Below are 21,878 nucleotides of genomic sequence, written 5' to 3'. Positions count from 1 at the left end.
ACGGGACACTCATGGACACGGCGGCCTTCAGCAGCGCCTCGGCCCGCAGCCAGGGATTGAGCACATGCACCCACGACTGATCACCTGGCTGCCCGGCTTGGATGGCCTGTCTCCCCCTACCGGCCCGTCTCCCGGTTCTGCCCCGAACGCCGGAACGTGGGTGCCGCTGACGCCACCTCCGCCGGCTCCGAACACAACTGAACGTCCGAGGACCGCAGCGCACTCCCCCATGTCACGGTCGTCACCGACCCGTACTGCGCGACCGGCCCCACCTCCAGCGACCACGAAACGTACAGCATCCCCACGACGGCCGTCCTGGACCTGATGCCGCCTGCACCGGAAATCACACATGCCATGGCCCGGGCGGAATCGAGTACCTCGCCGAGGACACCCGTCCTGGCCGACTACGACGCGAGTGTTGCTGTGCTGGGTCATCGAGCCCATTCCCGTGACACGAAGACTCCATTGGGTGCCGCGGTTCCGCGGGCGCTCGCTTCGGCGCCCCGAGCCAAACCCGGGCATGGAATCCGTAAGTAACAAACACGGAATGGCAGGGCAATCTCCGTGCGTCAGTCTCGGCTTGGTCGTCGGGCGACAGACAGTCGGCACTGAGCACGGAGGGATGCGCGATGAGCTTTTTCAGCGCGTGCAGCACGGACCTCCGGTGCCGTGCCCACCAGTCGGCCTGGACGCGCGGACGCGTGGCGCACGGTTCACATCCGGAGTCCGAGGGCTCTCACAACTGACCTCGTACCGATGACCGCGGCCGGTGCCCTGCACTGTCTGCGGTTCCTCGGTGCCTCTGCCCCGGGATCGGCCTCTCGCCGCACTCTTACGCCGCGCACTTGTCCCATGCCGTCGTACTGGCGTGCGCGCCTCACAGATGTCCATGTGGCCGTTCCCAGCCGCGCTACGCAGAAGGATTTCCGCATGACCACTGCTCCACCCCGGCCTGCCCTGCCCCGCGACTGCACGTTTGATGCCGACGACTGGGCGATCCTCGCCCAGCACTGGTACCCGGTCGCCCTGTCGAGCGAGATCGGCGACGCCCCGGCCGCCGTGCGCCTGCTCGACGAGACCCTCGTGGCCTATCGGGTGGGCGGCAGCGTGGTCGTGGCCCACGACATCTGCCCGCACCGCGGCGTTCCGCTGAGCCTCGGCGGTGGCGACGGGACCGGCATCACCTGCGCCTACCACGGGCTGCGGTTCGGCGAGGGCGGCCGGTGCGTGCAGGTGCCGGCCCATCCGGAGTCGAAGATCCCGTCCCGGCTGAACCTGCGGACCTACCCCGTCGTCGAGCGGTACGGGCTGGTGTGGACATGCCTGCGCCCCGAGCCCGACACGGCCCCGGTGATCCCGGCCATGGCCCACTGGGACGAGGCGGGCTTCCAGCAGATCAACTGCCCCTGGATCGACATCGCCGCGTTCGCCGGCCGCCAGGTCGAGGGCTTCCTCGACGTCGCCCACTTCGGCTTCGTCCACCTCGACTCCTTCGGCGACCCCGACAACGTGGAGGTCCCCGACTACACACCGGTACGCCACCAGTACGGCCACTCCGTCGACTACTGGAGCACCGTCAGCAACTACCCGCACGGCACCAAGCAGGCCCCGCCCGGCTACCGGTGGCTGCGCCACTTCGACGTGCACCTGCCGTTCACGGCCACTCTCGTCGTGCACTTCCCCGACGGCGGCCTGCTCAACATCATGAACGCCGCTTCCCCCGTCTCCGCCCGCCAGACCCGTATGTTCGCGCCCATCGCCCGCAACTTCGACACCGACCAGCCCGTCCAGGCCGTATACGACTTCAACCGCACGGTCTTCGAGGAGGACCGCGCCGTCGTCGAGGTCCAGAAACCCGAGAACCTCCCCCTCGACCCGAAACTCGAAGTGCACATCCCCGCCGACCGCAGCTCCATCGCCTACCGCCGCGGCCTCCGCGACCTGGGCCTGAGCCACTTCTTCACCGCGTAGGGGCCCACCGTGCAGACACTCGACGTCATCGTCCACACGATCTCCCTCGCCTCCAGCACCAGCCGCAGTTATGAACTCCGGGCGGCGGACGGCGGGGCCCTGCCGTCCTTCGAGGCCGGCGCCCACATCGACGTCCATCTCGGGCCCTCCCTCGTCCGTCAGTACTCCCTGTGCAACTCCCCCCGGGAAAAAGGCCGTTACCTGATCTGCGTACGGCGTGACGACGCCGGCCGGGGCGGCTCCCGCACCCTGCACCGAGACCTCACCGTGGGCCGACGGCTACGGATCTCGCCCCCGCGCAACCACTTCCCGCTCGTGGCGGCCGGGCATCACGTGCTCGTCGCGGGCGGTATCGGCATCACACCCCTGCTGTCGATGGCCGAAGCCCTGGCCGCGCGGGGAGCGTCGTTCGTCCTGCACCACTACACCTCCAGCGCGGCGGAGGCCCCCCTGCTGGAGCGGCTCCAGAGCCCCGCTCTCGGCGAGCGGGCAGTGGTCCACCACAGCGACCAGGGGGACACCGTCCGCGCGGGGCTGCCCGCCGAACTGCAGGTCCCGGAAGCGGACACGGCCGTCTACGTCTGCGGGCCCGACGGTTTCATGACTCACGTCGTGGCCGAGGCGACCGCTGCGGGCTGGCACCCCGGGCAGCTTCACACCGAACGCTTCGCCCCGACGGCTCCGCCATCCGCCGAAGCCGGAGACAGAGACAGAGACGGAGACGGAGCCAAAGCCGGAGTCGCCGCCGAATTCACCGTACGGATCGCGAGCACCGGCACCGGCTATCGCGTCCCCGCCGACCGCACCATCGCCGAGGTCCTCACCGCCCACGGCGTCGAGGTCGAGCTCTCCTGCGAGCAGGGAATCTGCGGCGCCTGCCTCACCCCCGTCCTGTCCGGCGAGCCCGACCACCGCGACGAGGTCCAGACCCCGGACGAGCGCGCGGCGGGCGACCGGATCACCATCTGCTGCTCCCGCGCCCGTAGCCCCGAACTCCTCCTCGGCCTCTGACCTGGGGTCTCTGATCCCAGGTCGGCCGCCCGACCGGAGACCGGCCCGGCACTGTCCGGGCCTTGCCCCATCCACGTTCCTCATATCCGCCAGGAGCCGGTGCCGACCCGGCCAGTGAAAGGAAAGCGCGCCATGACCACAAGTACGAACAGTGACGACAGAGCGTTCGCCGCCACCGACCGCCGTCTCTTCCTCAGACGGGGACTGCAGCTGGGCGGTGCCGTACTGCTCGGCGGTCCGCTGCTGGCCGCGTGCGGCGGTTCCGACTCGTCGTCCTCCACCTCCTCCCCCACGTCCTCCGGTTCCAAGAGTTTCGGTGAGCTGACGCTCCGGCTGTCGTGGATCAAGAACGTCGAGTTCGCGGGCAGCTACATCGCGGACAGCAAGGGCTACTACACGGACGAGGGCTTCTCGAAGGCCACGCTGATCGGCGGCGGCCCGTCCGCGACGCCGATGGAGACGGACGTCGTCACCAAGAAGGCGCTCGTGGCGATCAGCGCCCCCGACATCACAGGCGCGGCCGTCGCCAAGGGCGCGCCACTGAAGATCATCGGTGCGCAGTACCAGAAGAACCCGTTCTGCATCATGTCGATGGCCAAGGCCCCGATCGCCAAGCCGGAGGACATGTACGGCAAGAAGATCGGAGTCCAGGCGGGCAACGAGTCCGTGTGGGCGGCGTACATCAAGGCGACAGGGCTCGACGAGTCGAAGATCACGAAGGTGCCGGTGCAGTTCGACCCGCTGCCCCTGACCCAGGGCACCGTGGACGGCTGGTTCTCCTTCGTGACGAACGAGCCGAACACGCTGCGCCTCAAGGGATTCAAGGTCGCCACGATGCTGCTCGCCGACACCGGCTATCCGCTGGTCTCGGAGACGTACTGCGTCCGCCAGGACACCATCGACAAGCAGCGTGACCTGCTCAAGGCGTTCCTGCGCGCGGAGATCAAGGGCTGGAAGGCGAACATCGCCGACCCGGCGCTCGGTGCGAAGCTCGCGGCCGAGACGTACGGCAAGGGGCTCGGGCTGACGACCAAGGAGCAGACCCTCGAGTCCAAGGACGAGAGCGCGCTGATGGTGAGCGCCGACACCAAGAAGAACGGCCTGTTCACGGTCACGCAGGCGCTGATCGACGAGAACATCAAGACGCTGAAGTACGGCGGCCTCGACATCACCGCCGACAAGCTCTTCGACCTCTCGATCCTCGAAGAGGTCTACAAGGAAGACCCCAGCCTCATCTAAGGCCCCGGCGGTACCGGTGCGGCCCCGTCGGCCCGCCGGTACCGGCTTCCCCTACCCGCACCGCACACAGAGGTCATCCGATGAGTACCGCAGCAGCCGTTCCCGAAGCATCCGACGACTCCGGAGGGCCGGCCGATACCGGCACCGGTCTGTCCCTGCGCGGGCTGAGCAAGGAGTTCAAGCTCGGCCGACAGCGCGTACCCGCACTGGCCGGCGTCGACCTGGACACGACTGAGGGTCAGTTCCTCGCGCTGCTGGGGCCGTCGGGCTGCGGCAAGTCGACCGTTCTGCGGATCCTCGCCGGGCTCGACAGCCCCACCTCCGGTACGGCCCTCGTGCACGGCGAGGACCCGGAGGCGGCCCGCAAACGGCACCACCTGGGCATAGCCTTCCAGGACGCCGCGCTGCTGCCGTGGCGCTCGGTCGCCGCCAACATCCGGCTCCCGCTGGAGATCAGCGGCATCAAGGCCGACCCGGCGGCGATCTCCGACCTCATCCAGCTGGTCGGCCTCGAAGGCTTCGAGAAGGCACGCCCCGCCCAGCTCTCCGGCGGCATGCGGCAACGCGTCGCCATCGCCCGCTCGCTGGTCGTCGACCCCAAGGTGCTGTTGCTGGACGAACCGTTCGGCGCGCTGGACGACATGACCCGCCAGCGGCTCAACCTCGAACTCCAGCGCATCTGGCAGGCCCGCGCGGTGACCACCCTGCTCGTCACGCACTCCATCAACGAGGCCGTGCTGCTGAGCGACACCGTCGCGGTCATGTCGCCCCGTCCGGGCCGGATCGTGGAGAAGGTCACCATCGACCTGCCCCGTCCCCGCACACCGGAGATGATGCGCTCCCCCGAATTCCACGCGTATGCCGACCAGTTGTCGGAACTCCTCTTCGGCCGCGCCGACCCGCCCGCCGACAGCGCCGGCGACGCTCCCGATCCCGCGGTGGAGGCGTCATGAGTGCGCGGCGTTCCGCCTGGGCCGGCGGCGCCGTCGGCATCGCGGCTCTGATCGGGGCGTGGTCGCTGCTGTCCACCACGGTCGTCGGCACCGGGGACGGCGTGCCCACCCCCTGGGCGGTCGTGGCGAGCGTGTTCGACGACGGCTGGACCTTCTACAGCCCGCATGTCGAGCAGACCGTCGGCGAGGCCCTGACCGGCTATCTGGTCGGCAACGGGCTGGCGCTGGCTCTGGCCGTACTGGTGCTGCTGGTGCCCGTGCTGGAGCGGGTGATCACGCAGATCGCGGTGGCCTCGTACTGCCTGCCCATCGTGGCGATCGGCCCGATCCTGTCCCTCGTCCTCGACGGGGACAAACCGATGTCGGCGATGGCCGGGCTGTCGGTCTTCTTCACCACCCTCATCGGCGCACTGCTCGGGCTGCGCTCGGCCGACCCGGCCGCGCTCGACCTGGTACGCGCCTACGGCGGCGGCCGCTGGCAGCAGATGCTGCGGGTCCGCCTGATCGCCGCGCTGCCCAGCATCCTGGCCGCACTCAAGATCGCAGGTCCGGCGGCGCTGCTCGGCGCGATCATCGGCGAGTACCTCGGCCGCGTCGACAGCGGCCTCGGTATCGCCATGACCATCGCCCAGCAGCAGCTCGACGTGCCCCGCACCTGGGGCATCGCCCTGGTCTCCGGCGCGGTGGCAGGAATCGCGTACGGCGCGGTCGGGCTGGTCGCCCGCTACGCCCTGCCGTGGTCGCGCACGACGACAGTGGAAGGCGGAGGCGCATGAGCACCGCGACGGAGACGGAGACCGGGACCAGGAGGCAGACGGCCCCCGCGTTGCGCCTGGCGGCGGGCGTGCTGCGCCCGCTGCTGAACGTGATCGTGACGATGGCGGCCGTCGTCGTCCTGTGGATCGTCTTCCTTCAGGTCTACGACCTGGACCCGCTGGTGGCCAAGTCACCGGTCGACATCTTGCACTACTTGTTCACCGGCCCGGACGCGGGCGCCCACCGCTCCCTGGTCTCCTCCGGTCTGGGCCGCACGCTGCTCGACGCCGGGTCCGGCTTCGTGGCCGGGCTGGCGGCGGCGGTCGGGGTGGCGGTCGTCTTCGTACTGTCCCGGAGCGTCGAGCAGGCGCTGCTGCCGATGGCGGTCGTCCTGCGGTCGGTGCCCCTGGTGGCGATGACCCCGCTCATCACGCTCGTCTTCGGACGGGGCCTGACGGCCACCACCGTCATCAGCGGCCTGGTCGTCTTCTTCCCCGCCCTGGTCACCATGACCTTCGGCCTGCGCTCCGCCTCCCGTCAGGCGGCCGATCTGTGCCGCGCGTACGGCGCCGGAGACTGGACCGTCGCCCGCAAGGTCATGCTGCCCAGCGCGGTCCCCGCGTTCTTCGCCAGCGCTCGCGTCGGCGTCCCCGGAGCCCTGATCGGCGCGCTGCTCGCCGAATGGCTCTCCACCGGACAAGGCCTCGGCTACGCCATGCTCAAGGACTCCTCCACCTTCGACTACGACCATCTCTGGGCCTCGGTCGCGGTCCTCACCGCGGTGTCCGCGCTGGCGTACAACATCATCGCGGCCATCGAGACCGTCGCCCTGGCCCGCTTCGCGCCCAACATCCGTCCGGGCGCCTGATCCCGTCCCGCCTACGACTGGAGACCTGCTCAACGGATGCCTCCGCCCTCGCCACGGCGTTCGGCGCCCAGCTCCCCGCATGGGTGCTGACCGCGTTGGCCGACGTGCCCGAGACCCTGCCCACCGGACGAGGACCGCGTCCGTCTCATCAACCGTCTCGCTGAACGCAACCACCAGGAGGACACCGGCGGCCCGTTCGCCGCCCTGGTCGTCGAGACGGGGACCGGACGACTCGTGTCGGCCGGCGTCAACCTCGTACTGTCCTCAGGTCTCTCCTCCACCCACGCCGAGGCAGTCGCCGTCTCCCTCGCGCAGACCCGGCTGGCCGCATGGGACCTCGGCGCCCCGGGCGGTCCTGATCCCAACGCGCACGTTGCCCTCAACCATGTTCCGCGTCCTCGGACTTCCCGCCGAATGCCGCGATGTCGCCCACGGCTCCGTCATGCCAGAAACCTTGCAGGTCGCCGTCAACGTGGTTGCCCGCCGCTCCAAGCTCGAACTGGCCCGCAGGTTTCGATTCTGTGGTGGGTCAGCGAGCGCCCGGCAGGCCGGCGAGCAGTTGGAGTCGCTCGGCGTCGGGGCTGTCTTCGGCGGCGGTGCAGACCATGAGTGCGGGGCCGGGGTTGCCCGGTATCGGGTAGGCGTCCCAGTCCAGGTTCAGTTCACCGACCTGGGGGTGGTTGAGGCGCATTTGGCCGCGGGTCGGTTCCTCCACGTCGTGGAGGGCCCACAGGGCCGCGAACTCGTCGCTGTGGACCGCGAGTTCACCCACCAGCTCGACCGCGCGAGGGTGGCTGGGATCGGCGGCAACCTGTGTCCGCAGCATCCCGATCAGCTCCGCGACGGTGGCCGCCCGGTTCGGGCACGCCCGGTCGGCCTCGGGCTGCAGGAACAGCGCCAGCAGGTTCCGCTCCCTCTGCGGCTGCCGGGTGAACTCCCCCAGCAGGGCACCGCCGAGAGGATTCCAGGCCAGCACGTCCAGGAAACGGCCGACGACCAGAGCGGGCGAGGCCATGCCGCGCAGCAGTCGTAGCGTGGTGTCCGGTACCTCCTCCGGCTCGTACGAACGCGGCAGGCGGGCCGGGATGCGTGCGGCGGCGGCGAGGCTGTGCAGGTGGCGGGTCTCCTCGGCGGAGAAGTTGAGGGCGCGCGCGAGGGCGTCCAGAACCTGTTCGGAGGGCCGGACGTCGCGTCCCTGCTCCATGCGCTGGTAGTAGTCCGAACTCACCCCGGCCAGCAGGGCCAGTTCCTCCCGCCGCAGCCCGGCGACGCGCCGCCGCGGGCCGGGCTCCAAGCCGACGTCCTGTGGTCGCAGCCGAGTTCGGCGGGTGCGCAGGAACTCGGCCAGTTCGCGTCGGGGATCGTCGCTCATGGCGAGGGGGGCGTCGGTCACAGCGCCAGTATGCCGTCGGCGCGGCCCGCGAGGGTGGGTCTGCCAGACCCAGGAAAAGGAGAACGACCGTGATGGCGCGTGCGAGGTCCAGCATCGGACACACCACAGCCGGTCACGGAAGGACAGCGACATGAAGGCCGTTCAGATCATGAGTTTCGGTACGGCGGACGTACTGCGGATCAATGACGTGGATCGTCCCGCTCCCGTCGCGGGTGAGGTACTGGTGTCGGTCGAGGCGTCCAGTGTGAACGGACACGACGTGATCGTCCGCGCGGGCGAAGTGAAGATGGTGTCGGGACGCCGGTTCCCGATCGGTGTGGGACTGGACTTCGCGGGCACCGTCGCCGCGACCGGCGCCGGTGTCGCGGGTTTCCGGGTCGGGGACCGGGTGTGGGGCATGGTGCATCCCCGGCAGCGGCACTCCGTCGCCGGGGCGGCCGAGTACGTCGTGGTCTCCGCGGAGCGGATCGCGCATGCCCCGGCGGACCTCTCGTCGGCCGAGGCGGCAGCCCTGGTGGTCGCGGGTTCTACGGCGCTGATCGCGCTGCGCGACAGCGTGCACCTCACAGGCGGCGAACGGGTCCTGGTCCGGGGCGCGGCCGGCGGCGTCGGCACAGCCGCCGTGCAGTTGGCGCGCGCCATGGGCGGCCATGTGACCGCGCTGGCCCGCGACCGCCACGCCGAACTCCTCACCGACCTCGGCGCCGACGAGGTCCGCGACTACGGCTCCACCACCTCGGACCAGATCGGGCCGTTCGACGTCATCGTCGACACGGTCGGCTCGGAACTGCACTGCTACCGAAGCCGGTTGGCCAAGGGCGGCCGGATGGTCACCGTCGGACTGTCCGGTTCGGCCCTGGCCGCGATCGCCGCGTCGAGCGTGCATGGCTCCCGCCGCATCCGCACCTTCAGCGCCAACCCCGAAAACCCCGTGCTGCGCGATGTGGCCGACCTCGTCACGTCGGGCGCGCTGCGCCCGGTGATCGACAGCGTGTACCCGCTCGCGGACATCGCCGCGGCGCACGAGGCGTTCGAGCGCGGCGGCGTCGCGGGCAAGCACGTGGTGACGGTGCCGCGTAGCTCCGTCTGACGGGCCCCGGTCAGTGGGCGTGGTGCGCAGGTCTGTGCCGCGGCCCTGGGCGTCGGCGGTCACGATCCGGGTCGCCATCCGTGACAGCCGCTTCCGGTCTGCTTCGGGCAGTGGCTCGGCACACCTCTCGATCTGCTCGGCGAACTGCGCGGCGATCTGCGCCACGAGCTGTCGGCCGGTTTCGGTGATCGATATCTGGAACGAGCGGCGGTCGACGGCGCTGACGGTGCGGGTGACCAGGCCGCGGCGCTGCGCGCGGTCGACGAGGTCGGTGATCGAGGACTTGTCGAGGCCGAGATGCCGGCCGAGCTGGTTCATGGTCGGCTCCCGGTCCCGATCCACTCCGAACAGCCGCGTCTGGATGACCGACAGGTCGTACTGCCCCGCGATCTCCGCCTTGCGCCCTGCACCAGGAACGACAACCGGGCCAGGGCATCGACCAGCCCGAGATCCTCGGCTACGGGCGACGGTGCGGTCGCTGATTGCGGAGATCCCCATGCCGTTCTCGTAGAGCGTGCGGATCTCGTTCCAGCGGGCACGGACCTGCTTCTGATCGCGCGTCTCCTCGGGTGGCGCGGCGGTGCTGTCCGGCGGGGCCGTTTCCTCTTCGGGCCGTTTCCTCGGCCCTCAGCCATCGCCAGACGCTCTCCCGGCAGCCATCTGCTGCCACTGAACACCAGGTGCGCTATCGGCACGCAGGCCGCCGACACCCCTGGAAGACATCACGGATCGAGCGACACGAAGGCGACAGTGTCTCCACAGCGCAATGAGCAGCCGACATCGCCCTACCCGCGTCCACGCACCCGCCGTGGCGGTATCTGCGCTGTCTCCGCTGCTGGATCGGTACCGGACTGGCCGCGCTGTGGATGGCGGCCCATGCCGCGCAACCAGGCAAATGGGACAACGAATCGCCCCGTAGACACCCTCGGCCTGGACACCTCCGCGCCGTCCCGGCCCCTGTATGGCCCCTGGATCTTGGCATCGGCCCTCAGGGCAGTCGCCGGGAAGACAGGCGACAACCTCAAGCGCCTACTCCGCCGCAGGTCGGAGGGTTCGAACTTCCCCGAGCGCCGCCGAACCCCAAACCCACGAGCAGCGGATCCAGTCCGCCCAGGCGAAGCTGACGCTCCGACACCCAAAAATGAACGTTTCCGCAGGTCACAGCCCTGCACAGGTGGGGCGGGTGGGACTCGAACCCACGGCCGACGGATTATGAGTCCGCTGCTCTAACCGGCTGAGCTACCGCCCCATAGCGGCGTGTCGCGCACAAGTGTGCGCGCCGTCTGCCGCAGCATAGCCGCTCATACGATCTCCTGCTTCGGCTGGTCGGCGAACTGCGACGTTCACGACCTTGAGGACATCGGCGCAGGCCCGGCGGTTCCCGCGGACGCCCGACGCACATGAAAAAGGACCCCCGCAGGGGTCCTCGTTCAGCATGCTCCCCCGACTGGACTCGAACCAGTAACCTGCCGGTTAACAGCCGGCTGCTCTGCCAATTGAGCTACGGAGGACCGAGCTCCCCCGACTGGACTCGAACCAGTAACCTGCCGGTTAACAGCCGGCTGCTCTGCCAATTGAGCTACGGAGGAATGCCTCGTTGCATCGAACGTACCTACCTGGGTATTCGCCAGGGGGCGCCCGCTCGCTGCGACACATACATTAGCGCAAGCAGGGGGGTGCTCCGCCAATCGGTACTCCCACACGTCGGAAGGGTGGCCGCCATGCGTTACAAGCTCACGTTCGTCGTCGGGCTCGCTCTGGGTTACGTGCTCGGCACGCGCGCCGGACGCGAGCGCTACGAACAGCTGAAGAAGTCGGCCCGTCAGGTCGCCCAGAACCCGGCCGTCCGCAACACCGCCGAGACCGCCGCCCAGCAGGGCCGCGTCTACGCCGGCAAGGCCATCCACTCGGTGAGCGAGAAGGTCGGCGACCGCATGCCCGACTCGGTCGCTGCCCGGGTCCGGTCCCTGCGCGAACGCAACACCGACGGAGCAGCCGGCGACGACTGGGGTACCAGCAACACCTGACAGCGCTTTCCGGCGCCGGGCAGCCCGTCCGACCTGGGGGCGCGGGGAACTGCGCCAGCAGCCCCCACCCGCCGTACGGCACAAGGCACTCACCCCAGAAGGCGCCCGTCGGCCGAACCACAGCGGAGCGTGCGGCAGAATTTCGGTCATGGGGATAGTCGCCGGGTTGGACAGCTCACCCGATTTCACTCGCATCGTGGTCTGCGACACGGACACGGGTGCGGTGCTCCGCCAGGGATACGCACCGCACCCGCTCGACACGCCGGACGGCGCGGCGCGCCCCAGTGACGTCGACCCGCAGGCCTGGCTGCTCTCCCTCGGCGAGGCCGCCGGCGGCGGGCTCCTGGAGGGCGTGCAGGCCATCGGCGTGTCCGCGCAGCAGAACGCGCTGATCCCGCTGGACGCCCAGGGCAACACCGTCCGCCCCGCGATGGTCGGCGGCGACAAGCGCGCCCAGGTCGCGGCCGCCGATCTCATCGACGCGCTGGGCGGGCGGGAGGCCTGGGCACAGGCGGTGGGGTGCGTGCCGCAGGCCGCGCAGCCCGTCACCAAGCTGCGCTGGCTGGCGAAGACCGAGCCGGAGAACGCCCGCCGGACCGCCGTACTGCTGCAGGCCCACGACTGGCTGGTGTGGCAGCTGCTCGGCCGGCCGGTCCGGAGGACCACCGATCGCGGTGGGGCCTCCGGGACCGGGTACTGGTCGGCGGCCACCGGCGGTTACCGGCCCGACCTCGTCGAACTCGCCCTGGGGCACCAGGCGATGCTGCCCGACGTGATCGGCCCGTCCGACGCGGCCGGCACCACCCCGGAGGGGCTGCTGATCTCCGCGGGGACCGGCGAGACCATGGCCGCCGCCTTCGGGCTGGGGCTCGGGTTCGGGGACGCCGTGGTCTCGCTCGGCGCCTCGGGGTCGGTGATGGCCGTGCACACCGAGGCGCTCGCCGACACCTCCGGGATGATCACCTCGCTCGCCGACGCCACCGGCATGCACCTGCCGGTCGTCACCACGCTCAACGCCGTACGGGCCCTGCGCGGCACCGCCGAGCTGCTCGGGCTGGCGGATCTGGAGGCCCTCTCCGACCTGGCGATGAAGTCCACGCCCGGCTCGCACGGGCTGGTCATGCTGCCGTACCTGGAGGGCGAGCGGACGCCGAACCTGCCGCACACCGCCGGGACGCTGGCCGGGCTGCGCCGGGAGTCGATGAAGGCCGAGCATCTCGCGCGGGCCGCGTTCGAGGGCATGCTCTGCGGGCTCGCCGACGCGCTGGACGTGCTGCGCGGCCGGGGTGTGGAGGTGCGGCGGATCTTCCTGCTGGGGCAGGCCGCCGAGCTGCCGGCCGTACAGGCGGCGGCGCCGATGCTGTTCGGCGCGCAGGTCGTCGTACCGCAGCCGGCGGACTACGCGGCGATCGGTGCGGCCCGGCAGGCGGCCTGGGCGCTCGGGGTCTCGCAGGGGACGCTGGACCCGCGGACGCCACCGGTGTGGCAGGGCGCGGCGGCGCAGGTCCTGGAGCCCGGGGACGAGCTGGCGGTCGGGCAGGCGGTGCGGCAGCAGTTCGTCTCGGTGCGGGAGCAGACCCATCCGGGGGCGTTCCGGGCGTAAACCCCCCGAAGCGTACGGCCGCGCACGTCCCCGCGCGTCCGCTCTCGGGTTAATCGGTTGAGGTAACGCGGGTGGAGTGTCGGACGATAGGGGCCTAGGGCAAACACCCCGCCCTTCGGGCAGACCACCCCGCCCACCCCACCGCCGACTCCGAGAGACGTAGCGTGCTCATACGACTTCTGCGGACCTATCTCAGGCCCTACAGGAAACCCATCTCCATCCTGGTGCTGCTGCAGTTCCTGCAGACCTGCGCCACTCTCTACCTGCCCACGCTCAACGCACACATCATCGACAACGGCGTCGTGAAGGGTGACACGGACTACATCCTGACGTTCGGCGCCCTGATGATCGGCATCTCGCTCGCACAGGTGGTGTGCAACGTCGGTGCCGTCTACTACGGCGCCAGGACCGCGTCCGCGCTCGGCCGGGACGTGCGTGCCGCCGTCTTCGACCGGGTGCAGTCCTTCTCCTCGCGTGAGGTGGGTCACTTCGGGGCACCCTCGCTCATCACCCGTACGACCAACGACGTACAGCAGGTCCAGATGCTGGTCCTGATGGCGTTCACCCTGATGGCGTCGGCGCCCATCATGTGTGTCGGCGGCATCGTGCTCGCCCTCGGCCTGGACGTTCCGCTGTCCGGGGTGCTGGTCGCCGTCGTACCCGTGCTGGGGATCAGCGTGACGCTGATCGTGCGCCGGCTGCGCCCGCTGTTCCGGGCCATGCAGGTCCGGCTCGACACGGTGAACCGGGTGCTGCGCGAGCAGATCACCGGCAACCGGGTGATCCGCGCGTTCGTCCGCGACGAGTACGAGCAGGGCCGGTTCGGCGGGGCCAACAAGGACCTGACCGAGATGCAGCTGGCCACCGGCAACATGCTCGCCCTGATGTTCCCGATCGTCATGACGACGGTGAACGTGTCGTCGATCGCGGTGGTGTGGTTCGGCGCCCACCGGATCGACAGCGGCGGGATGGCGATCGGTGACCTGACCGCCTTCCTCGCCTACCTCATGCAGATCGTCATGTCCGTGATGATGGCCACCTTCATGTTCATGATGGTGCCGCGCGCGGAGGTCTGCGCCGAGCGCATCGAGGAGGTCCTGGACACCGAGTCCAGCGTCGTCCCGCCGCTCGCGCCGGTCACCGAGCTGCGCCGCCACGGCCACCTGGAGGTCCGGGCCGCCGGGTTCCGCTATCCGGGTGCCGAGGAGCCGGTGCTCAAGGCCGTCGACCTGGTCGCCCGGCCCGGCGAGGTGACCGCCGTGATCGGCTCCACCGGCAGCGGCAAGTCCACCCTGCTCGGGCTGGTCGCGCGCCTCTTCGACGCCACGGACGGTCAGGTCCTCGTGGACGGCGAGGACGTCTCGGGCCTCGCCCCGAAGCTGCTCGCGCAGACGGTCGGCATGGTCCCGCAGAAGCCGTACCTGTTCGCCGGCACCGTGGCGACCAACCTGCGCTACGGCAACCCGGACGCCACCGACGAGGAGCTGTGGCACGCGCTGGAGGTGGCGCAGGCCAAGGGCTTCGTGGAGAAGCTGGAGGGCGGGCTGAACGCGCCCATCGCCCAGGGCGGTACGAACGTCTCCGGCGGCCAGCGCCAGCGCCTCGCCATCGCCCGGACGCTCGTGCAGCGCCCGGAGATCTACCTCTTCGACGACTCCTTCTCCGCCCTCGACTACGCGACCGACGCCGCCCTGCGCGCCGCGCTCGCCCAGGAGACGGCCGAGGCGACCGTCGTCATCGTCGCCCAGCGGGTGGCGACCATCAGGGACGCCGACCGGATCGTCGTCCTCGACGAGGGACGCGTCGTCGGCACCGGCCGCCACCACGAACTCATGGCCGGCAACGAGACCTACCGGGAGATCGTGCTCTCCCAGCTCACGGAAGCGGAGGCTGCCTGATGGCCGGGCCCATGGGACGCATGATGGCCGGGGGCGGCCCCGACCAGCGCTCGATGGACTTCAAGAACTCGGGCAAACGGCTCCTCGCCCGGTTCAAACCCGAACAGCTCACGATCTACCTGCTGCTGTTCTGCGTGGTCGCGAGCGTCACCCTCAACGTGATCGGCCCGAAGATCCTCGGCCGGGCCACCGACCTGGTCTTCGCCGGCGTCATCGGCAAGCAGATGCCCGCCGGGGCCACCAAGGACCAGGTCCTCCAGGGCATGCACGAGCGGGGCCAGGACACGGTCGCCGACATGCTCAGGAGCACCGACTTCACGCCGGGCAAGGGCATCGACTTCGACCAGGTCGGCAACGTCCTGCTGTTCGCGCTCTGCACCTACGTCGTCGCCGGCCTGCTGATGGCGGTGGCGACCCGGCTCGTCAACCGGTCCGTCAACCGCACGATGTACCGGCTGCGCGAGGACGTCCAGACGAAGCTGTCCCGCCTGCCGCTGTCCTACTTCGACAAGCGGCAGCGCGGCGAGGTGCTCTCCCGCGCCACCAACGACATCGACAACATCGGCCAGACCCTCCAGCAGTCGATGGGCCAGCTCATCAACTCGGTGCTCACCATCGTCGGCGTGCTCGCGGTGATGTTCTGGGTGTCCTGGATCCTGGCGCTGGTGGCCCTGGTCACCGTGCCGCTGTCCTTCCTGGTCGCGACCCGCATCGGCAAGCGCTCGCAGCCGCACTTCGTGCAGCAGTGGCGCTCCACCGGCAAGCTGAACGCCCACGTCGAGGAGATGTACACCGGGCACACCCTGGTGAAGGTGTTCGGCCGGCAGGAGGAGTCCGCGCAGCAGTTCGCCGAGCAGAACGAGGCGCTGTACGAGGCCGGGTTCAAGGCGCAGTTCAACAGCGGGGTCATGCAGCCGCTGATGATGTTCGTGTCGAACCTGAACTACGTGCTGGTGGCCGTGGTCGGCGGTCTGCGGGTCGCCTCCGGCGCCCTGTCCATCGGTGACGTCCAGGCCTTCATCCAGTACTCCCGGCAGTTCTCGATGCCGCTGACCCAGGTCGCCTCCATGGCCAACCTGGTGCAGTCCGGTGTCGCCTCCGCCGAGCGGATCTTCGAACTCCTCGACGCGGAGGAGCAGGAGGCCGACCCGGTCCCCGGCGAGCGCCCCGCCGAACTGCGCGGCCGGGTCGCCCTGGAGCACGTCTCCTTCCGGTACGACCCGGAGAAGCCGCTGATCGAGGACCTCTCCCTCACGGTGGAACCGGGCCACACGGTCGCGATCGTCGGCCCGACGGGCGCCGGCAAGACGACGCTCGTCAATCTGTTGATGCGGTTCTACGACGTCTCCGGCGGCCGGATCACCCTCGACGGCGTCGACATCAGCCACATGTCCCGGGACGAACTCCGTTCCGGGATCGGCATGGTGCTCCAGGACACCTGGCTGTTCGGCGGCTCCATCGCGGAGAACATCGCGTACGGCGCCTCCCGCGAGGTCACCCGCGGCGAGATCGAGGAGGCGGCACGGGCGGCCCACGCCGACCGGTTCGTCCGGACCCTGCCCGACGGCTACGACACGGTCATCGACGACGAGGGCACGGGCGTCAGCGCCGGTGAGAAGCAGCTCATCACCATCGCGCGCGCCTTCCTGTCCGACCCGACGATCCTCGTCCTCGACGAGGCGACGTCGTCGGTCGACACCCGCACGGAAGTCCTGATCCAGAAGGCGATGGCCAAACTGGCGGACGGCCGGACGTCGTTCGTCATCGCCCACCGGCTCTCCACGATCCGCGACGCGGACACCATCCTCGTGATGGAGAACGGGTCCATCGTGGAACAGGGCGCGCACGCCGAGCTGCTGGCCGCGGACGGGGCGTACGCCCGGCTGTACAAGGCACAGTTCGCGCAGGCGGTGGCCGAGGTGGACTGAGCCGTCACCCGGCGCTGGGGCTGGGCACGGGTGGGGACGCTTGCCGGCGCTTGCCGGGTGCCTCCCCCAGCCTCCGGCGGGGGGACCCCCAGCGCCCGCCCGTGCCGCCCTGCGGCACGCCTGCCCGCAGCTGTGCAGCTGTGAGGGAGCGGCTGGGCAGCGCCCCGTAAGGGGCGCTGGGGGTACCCCCGGCCGAAGGCTGGGGGAGGAACTGCGCGAGCAACCCCCACGCGCCCGCACCCGGCGTCAGTCCAGGTAACCCCGAAGCTGATCCGCGAAGGCGTGGTCCCGCAGCTTGTTCAAGGTCTTGGACTCGATCTGCCGGATCCGCTCCCGCGTCACACCGAAGATCCGGCCTATCTCCTCCAGCGTCCGAGGACGGCCGTCGGCCAAGCCGTACCGCAGCTGGACCACCTTCCGCTCCCGCTCCCCGAGCGTCGACAGCACCGCCTCCAGGTGCTCCCGCAGCAGCAGGAACGCCGCCGACTCGACGGGGCTCGCCGCGTCGCCGTCCTCGATGAGGTCGCCGAGGGCGACGTCGTCCTCCTCGCCCACCGGGGCGTGCAGGGACACCGGCTCCTGCGCCAGCCGCAGCACCTCCCCCACCCGCTCCGGCGCCAGATCCAGGTGCGCGGCGACCTCGTCGGGCGTCGGCTCGTAGCCCCGCTCCTGGAGCATCCGGCGCTGGACCCGGATGACGCGGTTGATCAGCTCCACCACGTGCACGGGGACGCGGATGGTGCGGGCCTGGTCGGCCAGGGCCCGGGACATGGCCTGGCGGATCCACCAGGTGGCGTACGTCGAGAACTTGTAGCCGCGGGCGTAGTCGAACTTCTCCACGGCGCGGATCAGTCCGAGGTTGCCCTCCTGCACCAGGTCGAGCATGGTCAGACCGCGGCCGACGTACCGTTTCGCGACCGACACCACCAGCCGCAGGTTCGCCTCGATGAGGCGGCGCTTGGCCATGCGGCCCATGACGACCAGCCGGTCCAGGTCCAGCGCCAGTTCGCTGTCGAGGTCGGGGGTGCTGCCCAGCTTCTCCTCGGCGAACAGGCCGGCCTCGACGCGGCGGGCGAGCTCGACCTCCTCGGCGGCGGTGAGCAGCGGGATGCGGCCGATCTCGCGCAGGTACTGGCGGAACAGGTCCGAGGAGGGACCGCCGGTGTCGGCGCGCGCGGCGGCCCGCGGCTCGGCGGGCTCGGGCTCGGGCTCCGCGTCGGGGGCGTCGGCCGCGAGCTCCTCCGGGGCCGGGCCGTCCGGCTCGGTCTCGGGGTGCAGCGCGGCCCGGCTCTGCGGCGGCACGCCGGCATGGCCGCCGGTATCGGCTTCCGGCTCGTCCGTGAGCGTGCTGCTGTCTGTCTGGGTCAGGGTCTGGGTCTGCACGGGGGCGACCTCCAGGATGATCGCTGCCAGGGGGTACGGCAGCGGTACTTCGGGGGCGGAGACGACGGCCTCGCCGCTGTCCGTCCCGTACGCGATGAGTGGAACGGCGGGGGTGTGGGACCCGTCCGGGACGGGCCGGCCGCGCTCCGAGGACTCAGGCACCGCACCCCAGTGTGGGGTAAGACACATCGCCGCCACGAGGGGCGTGCGGTGACTTTTTGCGTCCGGTCCGTGACCGCGCGGTTATCCTGCCGGCCGGCCGGGGCTCAGAGGGCGGCCGGACCCTGCTCGCGCAGCGCCTGCCCGTACTGCTGGAGCACCCACAACTCGTTCTGCACGGAGGCGAGTTGGGCCGGGTCGCCGCCGTTGCCGAGGCGGGTGAGGGTGATCTGGATCTCGTGGATACGGCGGTCGACGGCGCGGCGGCGGACGGTCACGAGTTGCTCGCCCGCGTAGTTCTCGTCGACCGTGCGGCGCATGATCGCCTCGACGGCGAGCTCGGTGACCATCGCCCGGACCGCGTCGTCGGCGGCTGCGTCTCGGACGCGGACCAGGTACTCCTGCGGGTCCTGCACCCCGTACTCGGCGCCGCCCGCCTCCATGATGGTCCGGCGCACGGCCGCGTAGGGCTCGGCGGTGAACTCGTCGACGCCGTAGGCGTCGAAGGCCGGGGAGACCAGTTCGGGGCGCTGGAGGGCGAGCTTCAGCAGCTCGCGCTCGGTGGCGTAGACGGCGTTGCGGAGGTTGAGGGCGGGCCCGGAGACGACGGGGCGGGCCGTGCCGGTGTCGTACGACGGCTGCTGCGGGCCGCGCGCCGGGCCGCCGGCCCCCCTGCCACCGCCGCCGCCCTTCTCCCGGGCCCAACGGGCCAGCTGGGCCACCCGCTTCACCACGAACTGGGTGTCGAGGATGCCGAGCATGCCGGCGAGCTGGACGGCGACCTCGTGCTGGGCGCCGCTGTTCTTGATCCGGGCGACGACCGGCGCCGCCTCGTCGAGGGCGGCCGCGCGGCCCGCCGGGGTGTCCAGGTCGTAGCGGGCGACGATCTGGCGGAGCGCGAACTCGAAGAGCGGGGTGCGGGGTTCGGTCAGGTCGGCGACCGCCTCGTCGCCCTTGGCCAGGCGCAGCTCGCAGGGGTCCATGCCGTCGGGGGCGATGGCGATGTACGTCTCGGCGGCGAACTTCTGGTCGTCCTCGAAGGCGCGCAGGGCCGCCTTCTGCCCGGCCGCGTCGCCGTCGAAGGTGAAGATCACGCGGGCCGATCCGTTGTCCATCAGCAGCCGTCGCAGGATCTTGATGTGCTCGCCGCCGAAGGCCGTACCGCAGGTGGCGATCGCGGTCGTCACCCCGGCCAGGTGGCAGGCCATGACGTCCGTGTAGCCCTCGACCACGACCGCGCGGCTGGCCTTCGCGATGTGCTGCTTGGCGAGGTCGATGCCGTACAGGACCTGCGACTTCTTGTAGATCGCGGTCTCGGGCGTGTTGAGGTACTTGGGCCCGTTGTCCGCCTCGTAGAGCTTGCGGGCGCCGAAGCCGACGACCTCGCCGCCGATGTCCCGGATGGGCCACATCAGACGGCCGCGGAAGCGGTCGATGGGCCCGCGCCGCCCCTCCTGGGACAGGCCGGACGTCAGCAGCTCCTTGTCGGTGAAGCCCTGGCCGCGCAGGTAGCGGGTGAGGTGGTCCCAGCCCTGCGGGCTGTAGCCGACGCCGAAGTGCACGGCGGCGGCCTGGTCGAAGCCGCGCTCGGCCAGGAAGACCCGGCCGGTCTCGGCCTCGGGGCTGGTCGCGAGCTGCTCCGCGTACCAGACGGCGGCGATCTTGTGCGCCTCCACCAGGCGGATGCGCTCACCGCGCTGGTGGGACGGGTTGTACCCGCCCTCCTCGTAGCGCAGGGTGATGCCGGCGCGGGCGGCCAGCCGCTCGACCGCCTCCGAGAAGGAGAGGTGGTCGACCTTCATCACGAAGGCGAGGGTGTCGCCGCCCTCCTGGCAGCCGAAGCAGTGGAAGAGCCCCTTGCTCGGGCTGACCTGGAAGGACGGCGACTTCTCGTCGTGGAACGGGCACAGGCCCTTCAGGTTCCCGCCGCCCGCGTTGCGCAGCTGGAGGTACTCGGACACGACGGCGTCGATCGGGACCGCGTCCCGTACCGCCTTCACATCCTCGTCATTGATCCGTCCGGCCACGCGTGAATTCTACGGGGGCGAACCGACAGCCCCGGGCGCGTGCAGCGCCCCGTCAGGGGCGCTGGGGGTACCCCCGGCCGAAGGCCGGGGGAGGAACTGCGCGAGCAACCATGCACCACCCGCACCCGCGAGACGACAGAACCCCGCAGCCCCTTAGGCAAGCGACTCCAACGGCACATGCGGATCCGCCAGCGCATCGGTGTCCACCACCGCCCGCGAGGTGATCAGCCGCTGGATCGGCTCTGTGACATCCCACACGTTCACGTTCATCCCGGCCAGCACCCGCCCCTCCTTCACCCAGAACGCGATGAACTCACGCTTACCGGCGTCACCCCGGATCACGACCTGGTCGTACGACCCCGCAGGCGCCCACCCGCTGTACTCCATGCCCAGGTCGTACTGGTCGGTGAAGAAGTAGGGCACCCGGTCGTAGGCGAGGTCCTGCCCCAGCATCGACCGCGCCGCCGCCGGCCCGCCGTTCAGCGCGTTGGCCCAGTGCTCCACGCGGAGCCTCGTGTCGAACAGCGCGTGCGGGAACGCGGCCACGTCGCCGGCCGCGTAGATGTCCGGGTCGGACGTCCGCAGCCGTTCGTCGACGACGATGCCCCCGCCGTCCGCCCGGTCGGCCAGCTCCAGCCCGGCCGCCTCGGCCAGCCCGACCCGCGGCGCCGCGCCGATCGCCGCGAGGACGTCGTGCGCCGGGTGCTCCTCGCCGTCGTCGGTGCGCGCGGCCAGCACCATGCCGTCCTGGCCGACGATCTCGGTGAGCCGCACCCCGAAGCGGAACCGGACCCCGTGCTCCTTGTGCAGCTGGGCGAAGACGTTGCCCAGTTCGGGCCCGAGCACGCTGTGCAGCGGGGTCTGCCCGTGCTCGATGACGGTGACCTCGGCGCCGTACGTCCGGGCCGCCGCCGCGACCTCCAGGCCGATCCAGCCGGCGCCCGCGATGACGAGGTGCCCGTTGTCCCGGCCGAGCGCGGCGAGGACGCCCTTGAGGCGCTCGGCGTGCGCGAGGCGGCGCAGGTGGTGGACGCCGGCCAGGTCGGTGCCGGGGATGTCGAGGCGGCGCGGCTCCGCTCCGGTGGCGAGCAGCAGCTTGTCGTAGCGGACCAGCGTGCCGTCGTCGCCGAACCGCACGGTCTTGGCGGCGCGGTCGATGCGGTCCACGGTCTGGCCGAGGTGCAGTTCGATGTCGTGCTGCGCGTACCAGGCGGGCTCGTGCACGAAGACGCTGTCGCGTTCGGCCTTGCCGAGCAGGTAGCCCTTGGAGAGCGGCGGCCGCTCGTAGGGGTGGTCGCGCTCGTCGCAGATCAGTATCACCCGGCCGGTGAAGCCCTCGGCTCGGAGCGTCTCGGCCGCCTTCGCACCGGCGAGTCCGCCTCCGACGATGACGAATGTCTGGTCCGCGTCGACCACTTGATGCCTCCTCGTAGGGGTGCCGCCACATATGCCACCCACATGCGCCGCACTGTGAGCCTCCCGCACGCAGCGTGATGCGGGAAGAGGGAGTGACCCCCGCTGACGCGATCTTGCCCCGATCAGGCCAGAGGGAGTCGCAGAGAGTCACAAAGT

General features: G+C 70.5%; 15 protein-coding genes, 3 tRNA genes and 1 pseudogene. 11 read left to right on the top strand and 8 right to left on the bottom strand.

Translation table 11 applies throughout. The features are described from left to right. The first annotated feature begins 930 nt into the window (after positions 1 to 930). The 6 genes from ACFY6U_RS21415 (at position 931) to ACFY6U_RS21390 (ending at position 6,798) form a co-directional block, all read left to right on the top strand. Positions 931 to 1,971, top strand: coding sequence for a Rieske 2Fe-2S domain-containing protein (locus tag ACFY6U_RS21415; protein ID WP_390040361.1), 1,041 nt, complete (start codon positions 931 to 933; stop codon positions 1,969 to 1,971). Between the two features lie 9 nt (positions 1,972 to 1,980). Continuing rightward, positions 1,981 to 2,982 carry a PDR/VanB family oxidoreductase gene (locus ACFY6U_RS21410; protein WP_390040359.1) on the top strand — a complete coding sequence of 334 codons (1,002 nt, stop codon included), beginning with the start codon at positions 1,981 to 1,983 and terminating at the stop codon, positions 2,980 to 2,982. Between the two features lie 132 nt (positions 2,983 to 3,114). Beyond that, positions 3,115 to 4,221 carry an ABC transporter substrate-binding protein gene (locus tag ACFY6U_RS21405; RefSeq protein ID WP_390040357.1) on the top strand — a complete coding sequence of 369 codons (1,107 nt, stop codon included), beginning with the start codon at positions 3,115 to 3,117 and terminating at the stop codon, positions 4,219 to 4,221. Between the two features lie 80 nt (positions 4,222 to 4,301). Continuing rightward, complete coding sequence (locus tag ACFY6U_RS21400; protein WP_390040355.1) at positions 4,302 to 5,174, top strand: ABC transporter ATP-binding protein; 873 nt, start codon at positions 4,302 to 4,304, stop codon at positions 5,172 to 5,174. Further along, positions 5,171 to 5,950 (top strand): ABC transporter permease, encoded by a 780-nt coding sequence (locus tag ACFY6U_RS21395; protein ID WP_390040353.1) that lies wholly within the window; start codon positions 5,171 to 5,173, stop codon positions 5,948 to 5,950. Before ACFY6U_RS21400 ends, ACFY6U_RS21395 begins: the two co-directional genes overlap by 4 nt. Then, positions 5,947 to 6,798, top strand: a complete 852-nt coding sequence (locus ACFY6U_RS21390) for an ABC transporter permease (RefSeq protein WP_390040351.1) — start codon at positions 5,947 to 5,949, stop codon at positions 6,796 to 6,798. Before ACFY6U_RS21395 ends, ACFY6U_RS21390 begins: the two co-directional genes overlap by 4 nt. 529 nt (positions 6,799 to 7,327) lie before the next feature. On the opposite strand, the gene ACFY6U_RS21385 is transcribed toward ACFY6U_RS21390, so the two are convergent. Continuing rightward, positions 7,328 to 8,191 (bottom strand): helix-turn-helix transcriptional regulator, encoded by an 864-nt coding sequence (locus tag ACFY6U_RS21385; RefSeq protein ID WP_390040349.1) that lies wholly within the window; start codon positions 8,189 to 8,191, stop codon positions 7,328 to 7,330. Between the two features lie 130 nt (positions 8,192 to 8,321). Between ACFY6U_RS21385 and ACFY6U_RS21380 the strand changes: the two genes are divergently transcribed. After that, positions 8,322 to 9,281, top strand: a complete 960-nt coding sequence (locus ACFY6U_RS21380) for an NAD(P)-dependent alcohol dehydrogenase (protein ID WP_390040347.1) — start codon at positions 8,322 to 8,324, stop codon at positions 9,279 to 9,281. A gap of 258 nt (positions 9,282 to 9,539) precedes the next feature. Here the strand turns inward: ACFY6U_RS21380 and ACFY6U_RS21375 are convergent. The 4 genes and pseudogenes from ACFY6U_RS21375 to ACFY6U_RS21360 form a co-directional block, all read right to left on the bottom strand. Continuing rightward, a pseudogene (locus tag ACFY6U_RS21375) lies at positions 9,540 to 9,599 on the bottom strand (MarR family transcriptional regulator); the annotation flags it as partial. Between the two features lie 857 nt (positions 9,600 to 10,456). Beyond that, positions 10,457 to 10,530: transfer RNA gene (locus ACFY6U_RS21370), tRNA-Ile, on the bottom strand. Between the two features lie 189 nt (positions 10,531 to 10,719). Continuing rightward, positions 10,720 to 10,792 (bottom strand) — tRNA-Asn (locus ACFY6U_RS21365). Between the two features lie 5 nt (positions 10,793 to 10,797). Next, positions 10,798 to 10,870, bottom strand: a tRNA-Asn gene (locus tag ACFY6U_RS21360). A gap of 132 nt (positions 10,871 to 11,002) precedes the next feature. On the opposite strand from ACFY6U_RS21360, the gene ACFY6U_RS21355 reads away from it, so the two are divergent. The 4 genes from ACFY6U_RS21355 (at position 11,003) to ACFY6U_RS21340 (ending at position 16,737) form a co-directional block, all read left to right on the top strand. Further along, on the top strand, positions 11,003 to 11,308 hold the full coding sequence (locus ACFY6U_RS21355; protein WP_390040346.1) for a YtxH domain-containing protein: 306 nt from the start codon (positions 11,003 to 11,005) through the stop codon (positions 11,306 to 11,308). Positions 11,309 to 11,456: 148 nt separating this feature from the next. Beyond that, on the top strand, positions 11,457 to 12,911 hold the full coding sequence (locus ACFY6U_RS21350) for an FGGY family carbohydrate kinase (RefSeq protein WP_390040344.1): 1,455 nt from the start codon (positions 11,457 to 11,459) through the stop codon (positions 12,909 to 12,911). A gap of 164 nt (positions 12,912 to 13,075) precedes the next feature. Further along, entirely contained in the window at positions 13,076 to 14,809 is a 1,734-nt protein-coding gene (locus ACFY6U_RS21345) for an ABC transporter ATP-binding protein (protein ID WP_390040342.1), read from the top strand. Next, positions 14,809 to 16,737 carry an ABC transporter ATP-binding protein gene (locus tag ACFY6U_RS21340; protein ID WP_351495084.1) on the top strand — a complete coding sequence of 643 codons (1,929 nt, stop codon included), beginning with the start codon at positions 14,809 to 14,811 and terminating at the stop codon, positions 16,735 to 16,737. The genes ACFY6U_RS21345 and ACFY6U_RS21340 overlap by 1 nt, the downstream gene beginning before the upstream one ends. Positions 16,738 to 16,983: 246 nt before the next feature. Here the strand turns inward: ACFY6U_RS21340 and ACFY6U_RS21335 are convergent, their stop codons facing one another. The 3 genes from ACFY6U_RS21335 to ACFY6U_RS21325 form a co-directional block, all read right to left on the bottom strand. Beyond that, a complete protein-coding gene (locus tag ACFY6U_RS21335; protein ID WP_390040340.1) occupies positions 16,984 to 18,282 on the bottom strand; it encodes an RNA polymerase sigma factor in 1,299 nt (432 codons plus the stop codon). Between the two features lie 104 nt (positions 18,283 to 18,386). Next, positions 18,387 to 20,306 (bottom strand): DNA primase, encoded by a 1,920-nt coding sequence (dnaG, locus tag ACFY6U_RS21330; protein WP_390040338.1) that lies wholly within the window; start codon positions 20,304 to 20,306, stop codon positions 18,387 to 18,389. A gap of 153 nt (positions 20,307 to 20,459) precedes the next feature. Further along, the gene (locus ACFY6U_RS21325; RefSeq protein ID WP_390040336.1) at positions 20,460 to 21,722 is read right to left on the bottom strand and encodes an NAD(P)/FAD-dependent oxidoreductase; all 1,263 of its coding nucleotides are present in this window, start codon (positions 21,720 to 21,722) and stop codon (positions 20,460 to 20,462) included. Positions 21,723 to 21,878 lie beyond the last annotated feature (156 nt).

Source organism: Streptomyces sp. NPDC013157 (assembly GCF_042899865.1).
GTDB lineage: Bacteria > Actinomycetota > Actinomycetes > Streptomycetales > Streptomycetaceae > Streptomyces.
The sequence above is the reverse complement of the archived record's forward strand: the minus strand, read 5'-3'. Positions and strand labels throughout refer to the sequence as shown.

Coding starts and splice junctions, on each gene's coding strand:
- ACFY6U_RS21415 (WP_390040361.1), top strand. CDS start 931: ATGACCACTGCTCCACCCCGGCCTGCCCTGCCCCGCGACTGCACGTTT.
- ACFY6U_RS21405 (WP_390040357.1), top strand. CDS start 3,115: ATGACCACAAGTACGAACAGTGACGACAGAGCGTTCGCCGCCACCGAC.
- ACFY6U_RS21400 (WP_390040355.1), top strand. CDS start 4,302: ATGAGTACCGCAGCAGCCGTTCCCGAAGCATCCGACGACTCCGGAGGG.
- ACFY6U_RS21395 (WP_390040353.1), top strand. CDS start 5,171: ATGAGTGCGCGGCGTTCCGCCTGGGCCGGCGGCGCCGTCGGCATCGCG.
- ACFY6U_RS21390 (WP_390040351.1), top strand. CDS start 5,947: ATGAGCACCGCGACGGAGACGGAGACCGGGACCAGGAGGCAGACGGCC.
- ACFY6U_RS21380 (WP_390040347.1), top strand. CDS start 8,322: ATGAAGGCCGTTCAGATCATGAGTTTCGGTACGGCGGACGTACTGCGG.
- ACFY6U_RS21355 (WP_390040346.1), top strand. CDS start 11,003: ATGCGTTACAAGCTCACGTTCGTCGTCGGGCTCGCTCTGGGTTACGTG.
- ACFY6U_RS21350 (WP_390040344.1), top strand. CDS start 11,457: ATGGGGATAGTCGCCGGGTTGGACAGCTCACCCGATTTCACTCGCATC.
- ACFY6U_RS21340 (WP_351495084.1), top strand. CDS start 14,809: ATGGCCGGGCCCATGGGACGCATGATGGCCGGGGGCGGCCCCGACCAG.